This is a genomic window from Paraburkholderia sp. OAS925 (assembly GCF_040543975.1).
GTDB classification, from domain to species: Bacteria; Pseudomonadota; Gammaproteobacteria; order Burkholderiales; family Burkholderiaceae; genus Paraburkholderia; species Paraburkholderia graminis.
In genome coordinates this window covers 1896311-1911110 of the sequence record NZ_JBEUNO010000002.1, presented here as the reverse complement: position 1 = coordinate 1911110, position 14800 = coordinate 1896311, and the positions used below count along the sequence as shown (strand labels likewise).

Annotated in this window: 13 protein-coding genes; 9 read left to right on the top strand and 4 right to left on the bottom strand. The window is 56.7% G+C overall.

What is annotated here, in order from left to right:
* The first annotated feature begins 41 nt into the window (after positions 1-41).
* The 5 genes from ABIE53_RS27360 (at position 42) to ABIE53_RS27340 (ending at position 4221) form a co-directional block, all read left to right on the top strand.
* Entirely contained in the window at positions 42-788 is a 747-nt protein-coding gene (locus ABIE53_RS27360; protein WP_192699168.1) for an SDR family oxidoreductase, read from the top strand.
* Between the two features lie 117 nt (positions 789-905).
* On the top strand, positions 906-2156 hold the full coding sequence (locus ABIE53_RS27355) for a thiolase family protein (RefSeq protein WP_192699169.1): 1251 nt from the start codon (positions 906-908) through the stop codon (positions 2154-2156).
* A gap of 1 nt (position 2157) precedes the next feature.
* The gene (locus ABIE53_RS27350) at positions 2158-3027 is read left to right on the top strand and encodes a MaoC/PaaZ C-terminal domain-containing protein (protein ID WP_192699170.1); all 870 of its coding nucleotides are present in this window, start codon (positions 2158-2160) and stop codon (positions 3025-3027) included.
* Between the two features lie 97 nt (positions 3028-3124).
* Entirely contained in the window at positions 3125-3514 is a 390-nt protein-coding gene (locus ABIE53_RS27345; RefSeq protein WP_192699171.1) for a carboxymuconolactone decarboxylase family protein, read from the top strand.
* Positions 3511-4221, top strand: coding sequence for an NIPSNAP family protein (locus ABIE53_RS27340; RefSeq protein WP_376916396.1), 711 nt, complete (start codon positions 3511-3513; stop codon positions 4219-4221). Before ABIE53_RS27345 ends, ABIE53_RS27340 begins: the two co-directional genes overlap by 4 nt.
* Before the next feature lie 183 nt (positions 4222-4404).
* Here the strand turns inward: ABIE53_RS27340 and ABIE53_RS27335 are convergent, their stop codons facing one another.
* Positions 4405-4974: a VOC family protein gene (locus ABIE53_RS27335; protein ID WP_192699173.1), complete on the bottom strand. Its 570-nt coding sequence runs from the start codon at positions 4972-4974 to the stop codon at positions 4405-4407.
* 111 nt (positions 4975-5085) lie between these two features.
* Positions 5086-6489: an MmgE/PrpD family protein gene (locus ABIE53_RS27330; protein WP_310076517.1), complete on the bottom strand. Its 1404-nt coding sequence runs from the start codon at positions 6487-6489 to the stop codon at positions 5086-5088.
* A 487-nt stretch (positions 6490-6976) separates the two neighbouring features.
* Here ABIE53_RS27330 and ABIE53_RS27325 point away from each other — a divergent pair, with 487 nt between their 5' ends.
* The 4 genes from ABIE53_RS27325 (at position 6977) to ABIE53_RS27310 (ending at position 12869) form a co-directional block, all read left to right on the top strand.
* Positions 6977-8149, top strand: coding sequence for an acyl-CoA dehydrogenase family protein (locus tag ABIE53_RS27325; RefSeq protein WP_192699174.1), 1173 nt, complete (start codon positions 6977-6979; stop codon positions 8147-8149).
* A gap of 159 nt (positions 8150-8308) precedes the next feature.
* Positions 8309-9658, top strand: coding sequence for an MFS transporter (locus tag ABIE53_RS27320; RefSeq protein ID WP_192699175.1), 1350 nt, complete (start codon positions 8309-8311; stop codon positions 9656-9658).
* A gap of 11 nt (positions 9659-9669) precedes the next feature.
* Positions 9670-11292, top strand: a complete 1623-nt coding sequence (locus tag ABIE53_RS27315) for a GMC family oxidoreductase (RefSeq protein WP_192699176.1) — start codon at positions 9670-9672, stop codon at positions 11290-11292.
* 98 nt (positions 11293-11390) lie between these two features.
* Complete coding sequence (locus ABIE53_RS27310; RefSeq protein WP_192699177.1) at positions 11391-12869, top strand: NAD-dependent succinate-semialdehyde dehydrogenase; 1479 nt, start codon at positions 11391-11393, stop codon at positions 12867-12869.
* A gap of 71 nt (positions 12870-12940) precedes the next feature.
* Here the strand turns inward: ABIE53_RS27310 and ABIE53_RS27305 are convergent, their stop codons facing one another.
* Positions 12941-13876, bottom strand: coding sequence for an electron transfer flavoprotein subunit alpha/FixB family protein (locus ABIE53_RS27305; RefSeq protein WP_192699178.1), 936 nt, complete (start codon positions 13874-13876; stop codon positions 12941-12943).
* 36 nt (positions 13877-13912) lie between these two features.
* Positions 13913-14662 carry an electron transfer flavoprotein subunit beta/FixA family protein gene (locus ABIE53_RS27300; RefSeq protein ID WP_192699179.1) on the bottom strand — a complete coding sequence of 250 codons (750 nt, stop codon included), beginning with the start codon at positions 14660-14662 and terminating at the stop codon, positions 13913-13915.
* Between the last annotated feature and the right edge of the window lie 138 nt (positions 14663-14800).

Genomic DNA, 14800 nt, shown 5'->3' with positions numbered 1-14800 from the left:
ATCCCGTATTGTGGTTTATATTAACACAACAGGAGGCGATTATGGACTTAGGATTGAACGGCAAGGTCGCAATTGTCACGGGCGCGGGACACGGCCTCGGAGCGGCAATCGCCGCCCGATTCGCCCACGAGGGCGCCGCCGTAGCACTGGTAGATATCGATGAATCAGCTGCAGAAGCTCAGGCGTCAACGCTAATGCAGTCAGGCGCTCGCGTTCTCGCGCTAGGCGCAGATGTCACAAACGAGACGGCTGTCGCGGCGATGGTTGGTCGGGTCGTCGAACATTTCGGCGGCGTCCACGTTCTGGTCAACAACGCTGGCTTCACGCGAGACATGCGCATCACGAAGATGAAAGTGGATGACTGGGACGCGGTTGTCGACGTCATTCTGAAGGGCGCATTTCTCTGCACCCGCGCGGTCATGCCTCACATGACCGAGCAGCGCTGGGGGCGCGTTATCAACATCTCGTCGCGTGCCCACTTGGGGAATCCGGGGCAGGCTAACTATTCCGCCGCGAAGGCAGGCGTGATTGGCTTCACTCGCGCGATGTCGCTCGAAGCAGGACGTTCGTTCATCACCGTCAATGCGGTCGCACCTGGCATTATCGACACAGAAGCCGTACGCAGACTGGCGCATTACGAAAAGGTGAAGGAAAACGCAGAGAAGACTACCCCTATCCCGCGGCTCGGCCAACCCGAAGACGTGGCCGATGTTGTTGCCTTTCTCGCATCTGAGCGAGCCGCGTATGTGAGTGGCGACGTCTTGCACGTCAGCGGCGGCCGATACTGAATTCAACCCGCGGAAACCAGTTTCCCGGCTATTCCTATCCCGCAAGTGAGACGGACAGCGTTCTAACTCACAAGCTGGTCCATCTGAGTTTGACGAAGTGAATCTTTGGAGCTATTGATGAGTGAAGCCTACATTGTCGGCGTTGGAATGACCCCACTTGGCAAACACTGGGACAAAAGCGTAAAGCAGTTGACCGCTCAAGCCGTCGACCTCGCTCTCGCCGACGCAGGCATTGCCAAAGACGCGATCGAAGTTGCATGGTTTTGCAACACGCGCCAGGGCGTGCTGGAGGGACAACACAATATTCGTGGGCAGTGCGCTCTGCGCGCTCACGGATTCGAGCGCCTGCCCATCTTCAACACTGACAACGCGTGCGCCAGCTCCAGTTCGGGTCTGGCGCAGGCTTGGGCCGCTGTCAGATCGGGAACCTACGATGTAGCCCTGGTTGTCGGTACGGAAAAGATGAACTTCCGTGACAAGAATCAGGAGATGTTCGAAGCGTTCAAGGGGAGTTGGGACCGCGAACTGGCCGACGCACAGATGGCGAAGCTACTGGCAATGGGTGATGGCCTGCCTCTTCCAGAGGAGGCACGCGATGCCGGCGGCCAGCGATCGGTTTTCATGGACATCTACGCTGCGCAGGCCCGTTATCACATGGCGCGGTTCGGGACGACCCAGCGCCAGATCGCCGAAGTCGCAGCCAAGAATCACTGGCATTCCCAATGGAACCCTAATGCTCAATATCGCGAGCCGATGACGGCGGATGAGGTCTTGCAGGACAAGCTCATTTCTTGGCCCATGACGCGCTCCATGTGCGCGCCGATGAGCGATGGGTCCGGAGCGATCATTGTTGTGTCGGAAAAGGCTCTACAGCGCTTCGACCGGAAGCGCGCTATTCGGATTCGCGGGATTGGCGCCAGTAGTGGATCAAACCGGACGCCGGATCAAGTCGAGCATCATCTTACGCGACATGCCGCATTGCGCGCGTACGAGTTCGCTGGTCTCGGCCCTGAGGATGTATCAGTCGCTGAATTGCATGACGCGTCAGCATTTGCCGAAATCCTCCAGAGTGAAAACTGTGGTTTCGCACCATACGGCGATGGCGGACCTCTCGTCGAGAGCGGTGCCACCCGCCTTGGCGGCCGGCTACCGATCAATGTTTCGGGCGGTCTTTTGTCGAAAGGACATCCCATCGGCGCGACTGGCGCAATTCAGATCCACGAGCTCGTGACGCAGCTTCGCGGCGAAGCCGGTGAACGCCAGGTGGCTAACGCACGTATCGGCCTGGCCGAAAACGGCGGCGGGTTCCATGGGCTTGAAGAGGCCGCGTGTGTGGTCACACTGCTTGAATCCCCGGGGAAACCGTGACATGCCTATCGACGCGGAGAAACTTCTGGGCTATCGCGTACCTGAAGTCAGACAAACTTACACCAGTCACCAGAGTGCGTTCTATGCCTTAACAACAGGGATGGCGCAGAATCCGCTAGATCAGCGCCACCTCGACTTTGTGGATCCAAATCGAGGCGACGCACAACGCGTGCTCCCGTCGATGGCATTGGTATTGGGCTACCCCGGCTTTTGGCTGGTGCACCCTGATACCACCGTTGATCCGACACGGGTTTTGCACGGAACTCAAGAGATCGAGTGGCATCATGCGCTTCCGGCTTCTGGTGAGGTCATCGGGAGAACTCGGGTGACCAGACTGGTGGACCGCGGCGAAGGTAAACATGCCATGGTTCAATCCCAACGAGAGGTCGTGGATGCGCACACCGGTGAACGTTACGCGACGCTGAGACAGGTCCACGTCCTGCGTGGTCAGGGTGGCTTCGGCGGAGACTCGTCGTCGCTTCCACCCGCGCACGTCATCCCTGATAGCGCGCCCGAAATGACCGCGGAAGTGCAAACCCGTCCAGAACATGCTCTGTTCTATCGTCTAAATGGCGACCTGTTTGCATTGCATGCGGACCCAGAGATGGCAGCTCGCGCCGGATTTCCTCGGCCGATTCTGCACGGCATGTGTGTGGCAGGCATTGCCACTCAGGCGTTGATGCGCCTTCTAGCAGCGGACGACCCTCTTCGCATGCGGTCCCTTCAGTTGCGGTTTTCTGCTGTCGTGTACCCGGGCGAAACCGTCAAAGTCGAGGCGTGGCGCGACGGATCCTTCAGAGCACGCGTGGCGGAGCGCAATGAGGTTGTCTTAGATAACGGGCATGTCGAAATTGAATCAATCGCCCGTTGAGAACGACAGCGACGAATGGATGATCCGGACTGACTTATGCTGAAACTCTGAGCAGATTGTCGGCTCCGACAGACACGACAAAAGAGGAGATTGACAGATGCCATCGGCCAACGAAAGGTCACGAGAGGTTCTCGAATCTGTAGAAGGAGATCGTGGGGTTGCCCGAGAGTGGGTGCGGATACTAGCCGAGCGCGACCCGGATCTGCTCGAAAAGCTTCACGGGTCGCTTATGCATGTGGTCACTACGAGGGATAGCATTCCGCGCAAATACAAGGAACTCGTTATGATCTCCCTCAACGCGGCCTCATTCTATGAATACGGAGTCCGCCTGCATACGCGCACGGCCCTGCAGCATGGCGCGACAGAAGACGAACTCCTTGAGGCCCTGGAGATCGTAAGCTTGACCAATCTTCATGGCATGACTTCAATGCTCCCAAGCATGTTCGAAGAAATCGCTCACTTCAAGAAAGACCGCACCGATAATTGATTGACGAAGATCTTCCAGGTGCGTTGAAGAATGAGAAGGAGATTTGTGGAATGAAACGGAAAGCCATTGTCGATCTACGCATTTACACGATGCGACAGGGAGGAGTCCCGGAGTTTCTGAGGCTCGCAAAGGAAATTGTTGTCCCCGTCCAGTTGCGACATATCGGTCCGCCGGTTGCTTACTACGTGACCGAGATCGGGCCCCAGCAAGAAGTCATGCATCTCTGGGAGTACGACGACTTGGGCGACATGGAGGCACGGAGAAAGGCGAGAAATGGTGACCCTGACTGGCCTCAGTACGCGGTAGCGTCCGATGGTCTGATAACGAAGCAAGAAACTAGCATTCTGCGACGACTTTCATTGCCAGATGAAGATGGACTCGTAGATAGCACCGCAAGCAAGCCCGTTGTCGAATTCATCGTGACAACAGTTCAACGAAGCAGGATTATCGAGTTCCAGCGGGTTCTACGGCAAAAAGCGTTGAAGATACAACAGCGTCACGTGTGCCCTCCAATCTCACTCTACAGAAGCGAAGTCGGCCACTTGAATCAAATTGTTCAACTTTGGGGCTTTGACAACTACGCCGACCTGGAAGCCCGCCGGCTCGCGAGAAGCCGGGACTCGGAATGGAACGAATACCTTGAAGCTGTCGAACCGATGATCGTAGATGAACATATCAGGATTCTGCGTCGAGTTCCGGTTCTCTGAGGGATCTCCACCACTCTCTTGCTCGTCCCCGAGTGTCATAGAGCCCGCCTCCGCTCAATTGCAGTGCGGTAAGTGGGCTCAATAACTTCACGATGCACTTTTGGTCAGACTATCGACAGAAAGACTGATTGATATGTCTGTTGACGTGGGATTCACGGACGTTCGTCGAAAGACGAAGCGCCGTCAGACCTTGTAGTCCTCGGACGACATGTAGTCTGAACGAGTGCAATACGTCCGAATCGGACGGCTTCCGTCCCACGTCTCGGCAAGTCTCTTCATGCCGCCATAGTATTTTTCGCGCAGCGGCGTCATTGGGAGCACCTCCACCATGACCCCGAGATGAAAAGGACCATCGTAATAGATGAGATTCTTCGCACCGTCAGCCGCACGAACCGACGAGACCTCCCTGAAACCCTTTTCTTCCAGATTTTGACACGCTCCTTCGAACTCATCAGGCCAAAAGGCAATATGATGAAGCCCTTCCCGTCCGCTATCGAGAAACTCCCTATAGGGCGACGGCGCCGCGTTCCTCTGTGCGATGACCTCGATCTGTACATCTCCAAGATAGGAATACGCGATAGACATCTCTACCGGGCTTTGAACGCCACGATGCACGAACAGCCGGTCCCCCAGCGATTCTTCAATCACAACAAACGGCCCTACTTTCATCGTCGCCGTCCAGAAGTGCAACGCCTCTTCCAAGTGCCGTACAACAAACGCTACCTGCATTTTCTTACCGAGCAGCGTCGGCAAGATTACTCCGTCACCAGCCGAAATCACGTCGAAGTCCTCACCTGAAATTAAAAGTGTTCACGCCGTAGCACAGGAAGTATCGTGGCTGCGCTGCGGCTGCCAGCGAACAATCTAGTCGCGACGGAGTAAAGCCGTAAGGTCTGTCACAGGTCTGCTTGGATCCAACTGCTCGATCAGAACAAACAGTTCCTCCGCCCGCTCCACACCGATAACCTCATGTGTCAGGTCATCGAGCTTCCTGCGATGTTCTTGTGGCGTGAATGGGTTACCAGGCATTCCTTTCGCAGACTCGATGAATATTTTCTGGGTCGTACCATCGCTGTAATGCACAGCGACTTCTGCGACGAAGTTGTAGGGGTAACGCCGGTCAAGCTCCGCGGAGCGCTGAACTTTAATGCGCCGCGCAAACTGCACGACATCCGAATCCTCGGGGATGAATAACTTGCCCTCGAGAAATGCGCGATGTGTCGCGTTGCCATTGCCCTTGCCCAAAGCGGCCAGCGCCATCTGCAGCGCAAGACTGAATTGCAGTTCTTCGATGTTGCGCGGACCGTGAGTTTGAGCATGTGGGTTGTCACCGAGCGCAGCCGTCATCGTCTGAACGTACGCATCCACGGCTACGATTTCAGCAGCCCGATGTTGGACGCGCTCCATCGCCTCAATGTATCCGTGATGTGCACCGCAACAACAGTACGCTTTCAGCCAAGCGTCGTTGATCCTCAGCCGTTGTCCGGGCTCGAAAGCAGCGATTGCGTCGGCGTCGACCGCAGGTCGGCGGATGAAAGTTTGGAAGAAGCCCTTTCTGCCAGTGAGATAGCGGGACGGTCCGGTAATACCCGCACGTGCAAGGCCTACGGATTCGATACCGTTGCGTGCAGCGATCCCAGCATGCACGCGTTTGATGGACCCACCGCTCGCGGTGTATTCCGTCGTACCCGAGGCGTGGCTTAGCGCAATGGCCAATGTGTGTAACGCGCGTTCGGCGTCGAGTCCGTGCATCCGTGCGGCGGCCGCAGCAGAGCCGAAATTGCCAAGGACCGCATGCGCATGCCAGCCTGCGTTCACCAGATCCGGCGCCGCCAATCGACCAATGCGGGCGTAGACTTCGTATCCGGCAACAATAGCCTCGACCACCTGTCCGAGCGTAGCGCCGATTTCCTCGCCGATCGCGATTGCCGTAGGCACAACGCTACAGCCAGGATGTCCGTTACTTGCCACATCGTCGTATTCGAACCCATGTCCGTATGACGCGTTCAGATAGGCTGCGTCTGCGGCGTCCATTCGCGTAGATTCCGCAATGACACTGGACGAGCCGGGCCGCGGCTTGCGCAGAGAACTCCGTAAATCTTGCGACCAGGGCAGCCGCACTGCTCCGATTTGACACGCAAGCTGATCCTTCAACAATGCTTTCACCGCCGTCAGCGCACCGGCATCGACGTCCTTCAAACTGAAGCCGACAAGAAAACGCGCAACTGCCTCCTCTAAGGTCGACTCTTCAACTCGTGTCTCACTCACAAAGCACCTCACATTAGTTATCCAACCGGGGAACAATCGGCGCGCTTTCCGGACGTCCGGCCTGAACGCCCTTGGTTCGCACCCGGGCACCGACACCGCACCTAGCAATTGTCCCGCAATGTCGGATTCAGTTCAACTCCTCGCCCCCGGCCGCCGCAAAGTCTGTCGGCGCGATTGTCCCGCCTAGCCTCTGTCAAGATACTTGGGCAACCTATCAGGGTTGCGTCCAATTGAATGTTATCCGATATTGTGGGATAACATAACGAAAGCACAGTTTTTTCATCGCGACCCGACCCCTCTCTTGCCTTTGCTGCTTTGGCAAGAGGGACGCTACGGTCAATTCGGCACCCCGACCTTGAAGCCATGCTTGAGCGGTGAGGGAGTGGTCAGGCTCTGCTGACCGTCTTGTGCGACTACAGAAGGTTTTTTTCAACTTGTCTGCCTGCGAAGGTGAGCCAGACGGACAAAACGCAATAGGAGATTCATCTTGGACTTCAAGTTAACGGAACCTCAGCAGATCTTCCGCGACTCAGTGCGTACTTTCGCCCAACGTGAGTTGGCAGACGGAGCCCTTTCCCGCGCCCACTCAGGCGAGTATCCGTGGGAGATCGCGTCGAAGATGGCGGAGACCGGCCTGATCGGGATTACGATTGATGAGAAAGACGGCGGGATCGGCGGCACCCTGATGGATGCTACTCTCGCCATTGAGCAAATCGCAGCGGTGTGTCCGCGCAGCGCCGACGTAATCCAAGCCGGCAACTTTGGCGCCGTTCGCGTTCTCGCACAATTCGGGACCCCAGACCAGAAGGAGCGCTATCTTGCGCCGTTGCTGGCCGGCAAGGGATTGATCTGCGTAGCGATGACCGAACCTGGCGCAGGTTCGGCGATGACGGAACTCACGACGACTGCCAAACCGGACGGTGACGGCTACCGGATTACCGGCAGCAAGATCTTTACCACGCATGGCCTACACGCGTCGGTATTTCTCGTATACGTACGGTTTGGCCCGGGGCTGGACGGCATCGGCTCCGTTCTTATCGAACGAGGCGCTGAAGGTTTCACTTTTGGCAAGCCCTCGCGTTTCCTCGGCGGAGAAGACTGGAATCCGCTTTTCTTTGACAACGTCTACGTCCCGAAGGAAAACGTGCTTCTCGGGCCAGGCGGCTTCAAGCAACAGATGTCGGGATTCAATGTGGAGCGGATTGGCAACAGCGCCCGATCCCTTGCGCTCGGCCGCTATTCGTACGACTTTGCGCGTGAACATGCATTGACCCGAAACCAGTTCGGAAAGCCATTGTGCGATTTCCAAGGCATTCAATGGAAGTTCTCGAACATGAAAATTCAACTCGATGCCGCACAACTGCTGCTTTACCGGGCTGCTGTGAATGCTGATAGCGGCTTTCCTTCGGCAGAGGAAACCGCAATTGCGAAAGTGATGTGCAACCGCGTTGGTTTTGAGGTCGCCAATGAGGCTTTGCAGGTTATGGGCGGTATGGGCTACAGCGACGAGACACTCGTCGAATACTGCTTGCGGCGTACACGCGGATGGATGATTGCCGGCGGCACGATCGAGATGATGCTCAACCGAATCGCCGAAACTATCTTTGATCGCCGTTTTCCGCAGCGAGCTCCAAAGAGCGCTGACCACTCCGTTAAGTAGCATTTCCGCATCAGGCCACTCGGCACGTGGCCGCTGCCGCACCCTGCTCGTTTAGCGAGGCATGCTGAAAAGGCCGGGCTCGTTCAGACAAACTGTGCAGCCACTCCCGATGCGAGATGTCCGATTCGTCCGGGAGAGGCGACACACAGGAGGAGACAAGTGAAACGGCCAACAACGAAGCGCACCTTAAGCGCTGCCTCAATCGGGAACTTCGGTGAGCTCTATGACTTCGCCGTATTCGGGTTCTCAGTACCTTTTATCGCGGCACATTTCTTCCCAGGGAGTGACCCTAACGCCGCGATACTCAATACCTTCGCTATCTATGCTGTCGCATTCTTCGCGCGGCCAGTCGGTGGTCTTATGTTCGGCTATCTTCTTGACCGAGTCGGTCGAGTCAAGGTACTGGCCATCACCATCTGGCTGATGGCGGGTGGAACGGCGATGATCGGCATGCTACCCACGTACGAAAGCATAGGTATCGCGGCGCCTGCCCTGCTCGTAGCGTGTCGATTCGTACAAGGGCTTGCAGTTGGAGGAGAGACCACGGGAAGCACGAGTTTTGTGCTCGAATCGGCTCCAGAGAAAAGAAGAGGGTTCTGGGTCGGGATCGTCTATTTTTTTGGCAACATCCCCAACGCTTTTGTCGCATTCATGCTTATTGGGCTTCAATTGCTGACCGGCAAAGCGGCCTACATCGACTGGGCGTGGCGAATTCCATTTTTGATGGGTGGTCTGATTGGCATTGTCGGCTATTGGGTTAGACGCAACCTCGAGGACCCGGAGGAATACAAGCTGGCGGCGAAAAAAGACCCTTCCGCGACCCCGCTGCGAGTCCTCACGCGATCCGGCTTGAAGTCGATTCTTTGCGTTTCGATGATCATGTCGCTACAGTCGGTAGCCTCGTATTATCTGCTCGGATTCACGTACACCTTTCTTGTCAAACAGGCAGGTCTCGAATCCAAGATGGCGCTCCTATCCAACGCTATTGCCATCGCAGCATATGCGGTCACGATCCCGATTGGTGGAGCCCTTAGCGACCGGTTTGGCCGGAAAACCGTGCTCACTGGCGGGGCGCTATGGATTGCCTTGATTGCCTGGCTTTCGATCCGCCTTGCCTCGAACGGCACCCTTCTGGATGCGATCCTCGGCCAGGCACTCATCGCCATCGGCATCGGATTCTATGGAAGTGCCACGTTCGTTGCTTCGGCCGAATTTTTTCCGACTTCATTCCGCGCGACGGGTCATGCTATCGCCTACCAAGCGACGGTGGCGATTTTAGGTGGGACTTCGCCGCTCGTCTGTGCATGGTTGGTGCGCGCTCTTCACTCACCTCTTGCTCCCGGATGGTACGTAACCGCTGTCGCTGCCGCGACGGTCGTTTTGGTCAGGTTCATACCGGAAACCAAGGACGTCGACCTCCGAACGTCTATCGGAGGCATTACGCCCGACAGCCAGTCACAATTCTGCCCCCAGCCCGCTGCCTCGCGCAGCACGGGAGACGCCCAGTAATGAGCACATCTATGGAAATTTACGACTACATCATCGTTGGCGCGGGCTCCGCCGGTTGCGTTGTCGCGCGCGAACTTTCCAGCAACCCCGAGAACAAGGTACTGCTCCTTGAAGTGGGTCCCGACTCTGATCGCTTCTGGGTTCACACGCCAGCCGGTATGGCCAAGCTCTTTTTCGACAAGGAGCTCAACTGGAACTATTTTACGGAGCCTATGCCCGCACTTCGCGGACGCAAAATGTACTGGCCTCGCGGGAAGGGCCTGGGAGGATCAAGTTCTATCAATGGGATGATATACATTCGCGGGCATCCGTATGACTTCGACAACTGGGAAAAACTTGGCAACCCAGGATGGCGTTACGACGATGTGCTTCCGTACTTTAAGGCAATCGAACACAATGAACGCGGTGCGGATGCATATCGAGGCGCAGAAGGTCCCCTGTGGGTCAGCGACCCCGCGGTGAAAGTATCGAGCTCATTCGATTTCATCGAGTCCGCATGCAGGCATGGAATCGAAAAGACCGATGACATCAACGGCAAAGTCCATGATGGCGTTGGCTTCATGCAGCATACGATTCGTGACGGACGCAGACAGTCTGCCTATTTCGCCTTTCTGCAGCCCGTCATGAATCGACCGAACCTCACAGTGCGAACTGGCTGTCGGGTTCATCGCCTACTCTTGGCAAACGGAGAGGCAACCGGCGTCGAGATCGAATGCGAGGGAACAAAGTACACTATTGTGGCTGCCAAAGAGGTGATCCTCTCGGCCGGCTCGTTAAATTCGCCTCAGTTGCTGATGCTCTCCGGTCTTGGGCCGGCCGAAGAACTTCAATGCCATGGAATATCGACCGTGCTGGATTTACCAGGGGTCGGCAAAAATCTTCAAGATCATTTTTACGTTCACACTGCCTATCGGTCGACCGGCTCGAGTTCATACAACAGCAAAATAAGAGGGATGTGGAAGTATCTCGAGGGAGCCCGTTATCTTCTGACAAAGGGCGGCTACCTCGCGTTGGGAACCTCGCAGGTTGCTGCATTCATCAAGAGCAGTCCAGACGTTGACTATGCCGATCTTCAGATCAGCTTTCGCCCAATGACCTTCAACTTTCATCCAAACGGCCACGTTGAGGTTGATCGAGATCCAGGCATTGGCGTGTCTGTGTTCATTCTGCGTCCGAAAACAACTGGGAGTGTGACGCTGCACTCTGCAAACCCAGCGCAAGCCCCGAAGCTCACTCCGAACTTTCTGACGGACGACGAGGATATTCGTGCAATGATTAGCGGCGTAAAGCAGATTCGCCAAATCATGGCATTAAAACCTATTGCATCGCGGGTTCTGAGCGAGCAGTTGCCGGGACCACATATTCAAAGCGACGAGCAACTGTTTGATTTCATGGCAGAGACCGGAAACACCGCATCTCATCAAACCAGTACGTGCAAGATGGGTAGGGACTCCATGTCAGTGGTTGATGAACGACTGCGTGTGAGAGGCATTAAACGGTTACGTGTTGTCGATGCATCCGTCATGCCGCATGTAACGTCCGGAAATACCAACGCGCCCACGCTTATGATCGCAGCCAAAGGAGCGGCCATGATCATGGAGGACGCGTTGGCGCGGCGACCAATCAGCGCATGATTGACGGTGCATCATCACAACGTTGAAACCGCCCGAGGCGCCACGCATGACACAATCGGCTACGTGGGTGGTTTCAGCGTATCAAGGAGGTATCTTAAATGACGAAGCAGACAGAAAATTCCCCAACCGTGGGAACCGAGAAAGATTACCCAAAAATCGGCCTGTTCCTGAATGGTGAATGGATCTACGATCGCGAATCCTATGCCGACGTCATCAACCCGAGCAACGAGCGTAAACTGGCACGCGTGCCTAAAGCTTCGGACGCCGATCTGCAGTGCGCGCTGAAAGCCGCTGAGAAAGGATTTGTCATCTGGCGGGATACCCCTCCGCAGCAGCGCGTGGCGATTATTCAAAAAGCAGTGAAACTCGCTCGAGAGCGCATAGACGCGATTGCAACGATCCTTTCACTTGAGAACGGCAAACCTTTCGACCATGCGCGGGCCGAAATCGATCGATCGATGAATTTCTTTGAGTGGGAGATGGGCCAGGCGCTGCGCGCTTACGGAATGATTGTACCTGGCGCGCCGCAGATGCAGAAGTTCATCATCCGACAGCCTATCGGCCCTGTATTCGCAGTCACGCCCTGGAACGTCCCCATGAGCTCAGCTGCCCGCAAGACCAGCGCGGCTCTGGCGGCCGGCTGTTCCGTCATCCTTAAGCCGGCAGAGGAAACGCCGGGGACCGCGTGCGAGCTTGTGAGATGCTTTGAGGAGGCAGGCTTACCTCCCGGCGTTCTTAACCTGGTACTCGGCGATCCAGCGCATATCTCTTCGACACTTATTGCTTCTCCTGTGATTCGCATGGTGACGTTTACGGGCTCCGTTCACGTCGGAAAGCATCTTACTCAACTCGCTGCCCGCGAGATGAAACCGGTCTTGATGGAATTGGGGGGACATGCACCGGTGCTGGTTGGCGCAGACGTAAACGCAACCGAAGTCGGCAGGATCTCAGCACTGGCGAAAACGCGAGCCGCCGGGCAGATTTGTGCATCACCCTCCCGATTTATCGTGCATCGTAATTCCTACGCCGACTTTGTGTCCTCATTCGCCGAGACTCTAAATGAACTGCGCGTCGGGGACGGTTTGGAGCGCGGGGTCGAGATGGGGCCGGTTGCGAATGTACGACGGTTGGCTGCGGCGCAGGCTTTGGTCGACGATGCGAGAAATCGGGGAGCGACTGTTGCGGCTGGAGGGCAGAGACTGGGCGAACAAGGCTATTTTTTCGCACCTACACTCCTTACCGACGTGCCGCTCGATGCGGACGTCATGACTATCGAGCCCTTCAGTCCCGTTGCCGCCTGCGTCGCGGCTGAGAGCCTTGATAAGGCCATTTCCATCGCAAATAGCCTTCCCGTGGGCCTGGCGGCATATGCCTTCACCAACTCGCTCGAGGAAGCGGAACAGATTGGGCGACGACTGGAATGCGGGGTTCTATCCATCAACCACTTCGACACGCCCGACGCGGATACCCCGTTCGGTGGTGTCAAAGAGACCGGTATTGGACGCGAGGGTGGCCCGACGAGCCTTGATGCCTATCTCGTCACGAAGACCATTCTGCAAAACACCGTGAAGGTCTGAGTTCTTTGCTCCGACATCTTCTGGCAGCGAAATCGCAACACCTCATGGGCTGCGATTTCGCTGATTCTTGATTACGAAAGTTCGTTGACAAACTCGGGGATAGCGGAGAAAAGGTCTTGCACCACGCCGAAGTCCGCGACGCTGAAGATCGGCGCTTCTTCGTCCTTGTTGATCGCGACGATGACCTTCGAGTCCTTCATGCCCGCCAAGTGCTGGATCGCACCCGAAATGCCGACCGCGATATAGAGCTGCGGCGCGACGATCTTGCCCGTCTGACCGACCTGATAATCGTTCGGCACGTAGCCCGCATCGACGGCTGCACGCGACGCGCCCATGGCTGCGCCGAGCTTGTCGGCCAAAGGCTCGAGAACCTTCGTGTAGTTCTCGCCGCTGCCCAATCCACGGCCGCCCGACACGATGATGTTCGCCGACGTCAGTTCCGGACGGTCCAGCTTCGTCACCTCACGGCTCACGAACTGCGAGATGCCGGCATCGGCTGTTGCATCGATCTTCTCGACAGAGGCGTTGCTGCCTTCTGCTGCGACCGGGTCGAAGCCCGTCGCACGCACCGTGATGACTTTGACCGGATCGGCGGATTGCACGACGGCAATCGCATTGCCCGCGTAGATCGGGCGCTCGAACGTATCGGCGCTATCGACTGCCGTGATGTCGCTGATCTGTGCAACGTCGAGTTTCGCAGCGATGCGCGGCGCGATGTTCTTGCCGTAGGCCGTTGCGGGCGCAAGGATGTGCGAGTAGGTCTTCGCAATGTGCAGCACCGTCGCTTCGACGTTCTCCGCGAGGCCTTCGGCCAATTGCGGCGCATCTGCGAGCAGCACCTTTGCCACCCCTGCGATTCTTGCAGCAGCATTGGCAGCGGCCTGCGCGTTGTGGCCCGCCACCAGCACATGAATGTCTCCACCGATCTCCTGCGCGGCAGCCACAGTGTTCAGCGTCGCCGCCTTGATCGACGCGTTGTCATGTTCAGCAATTACCAGAATCGTCATTTGATAAGTCTCCGCTATTCCGTGATCCGTCCGCGATCAAAGCACCTTGGCTTCGGTCCTGAGCTTGTCGACCAGCGTCTTCACGTCAGGCACCTTCACGCCGGCGCTACGCTTCGGCGGTTCGCTGACCTTCAGGGTCTTCAGACGCGGCGTCACATCGACGCCAAGGTCTTCCGGCTTCGCGGTCTCGAGCGGCTTCTTCTTCGCCTTCATGATGTTCGGCAGCGTCACATAGCGCGGCTCGTTCAGGCGCAGATCTGTCGTCACGACTGCTGGCAGCGTGAGCGACAGCGTTTCCGCGCCGCCATCGACTTCGCGTGACACGATTGCCTTGCCATCCGCAACCACAACCTTCGATGCAAACGTCGCTTGGGGCAAACCAGCCAAAGCAGCCAGCATCTGACCGGTCTGGTTCGAATCGTCATCGATCGCCTGCTTGCCCAATATGACGAGCGAAGGCTGTTCCTTGTCGACAAGCGCCTTCAGCAGCTTGGCCACGGCCAGCGGCTGCAGGTCTTCATTCGATTCAATCAGTATCGCGCGATCCGCGCCGATTGCCAGCGCCGTGCGCAGCGTTTCCTGGCATTGCGTCGCGCCCGCCGACACGACGATCACTTCCGTCGCCACGCCTGCTTCCTTCAGACGCACGGCTTCTTCAACGGCGATTTCGTCGAACGGATTCATCGACATCTTCACATTCGCGAGATCGACGCCCGTATTGTCCGACTTCACGCGGACCTTCACGTTGTAATCAACCACTCTTTTTACTGCTACAAGGACTTTCATATAGATTTCTCTTCTCTGATACATTGTATTGAAGCACGGTCCGGGCGCCCATTCTCACAGTCCATTACAACGACAGAGACAAAGCTCTCGACAGGAAACGGTTCGACTTAGCCTCAGAATATCGGGCAAACCGAAGTC

What these genes read in the sequence shown, in the direction of transcription:
- ABIE53_RS27360 (WP_192699168.1), top strand. Translation starts at nt 42, where the DNA reads ATGGACTTAGGATTGAACGGCAAGGTCGCAATTGTCACGGGCGCGGGA.
- ABIE53_RS27355 (WP_192699169.1), top strand. Translation starts at nt 906, where the DNA reads ATGAGTGAAGCCTACATTGTCGGCGTTGGAATGACCCCACTTGGCAAA.
- ABIE53_RS27350 (WP_192699170.1), top strand. Translation starts at nt 2,158, where the DNA reads ATGCCTATCGACGCGGAGAAACTTCTGGGCTATCGCGTACCTGAAGTC.
- ABIE53_RS27345 (WP_192699171.1), top strand. Translation starts at nt 3,125, where the DNA reads ATGCCATCGGCCAACGAAAGGTCACGAGAGGTTCTCGAATCTGTAGAA.
- ABIE53_RS27315 (WP_192699176.1), top strand. Translation starts at nt 9,670, where the DNA reads ATGGAAATTTACGACTACATCATCGTTGGCGCGGGCTCCGCCGGTTGC.
- ABIE53_RS27310 (WP_192699177.1), top strand. Translation starts at nt 11,391, where the DNA reads ATGACGAAGCAGACAGAAAATTCCCCAACCGTGGGAACCGAGAAAGAT.
- ABIE53_RS27305 (WP_192699178.1), bottom strand. Translation starts at nt 13,876, where the DNA reads ATGACGATTCTGGTAATTGCTGAACATGACAACGCGTCGATCAAGGCG.
- ABIE53_RS27300 (WP_192699179.1), bottom strand. Translation starts at nt 14,662, where the DNA reads ATGAAAGTCCTTGTAGCAGTAAAAAGAGTGGTTGATTACAACGTGAAG.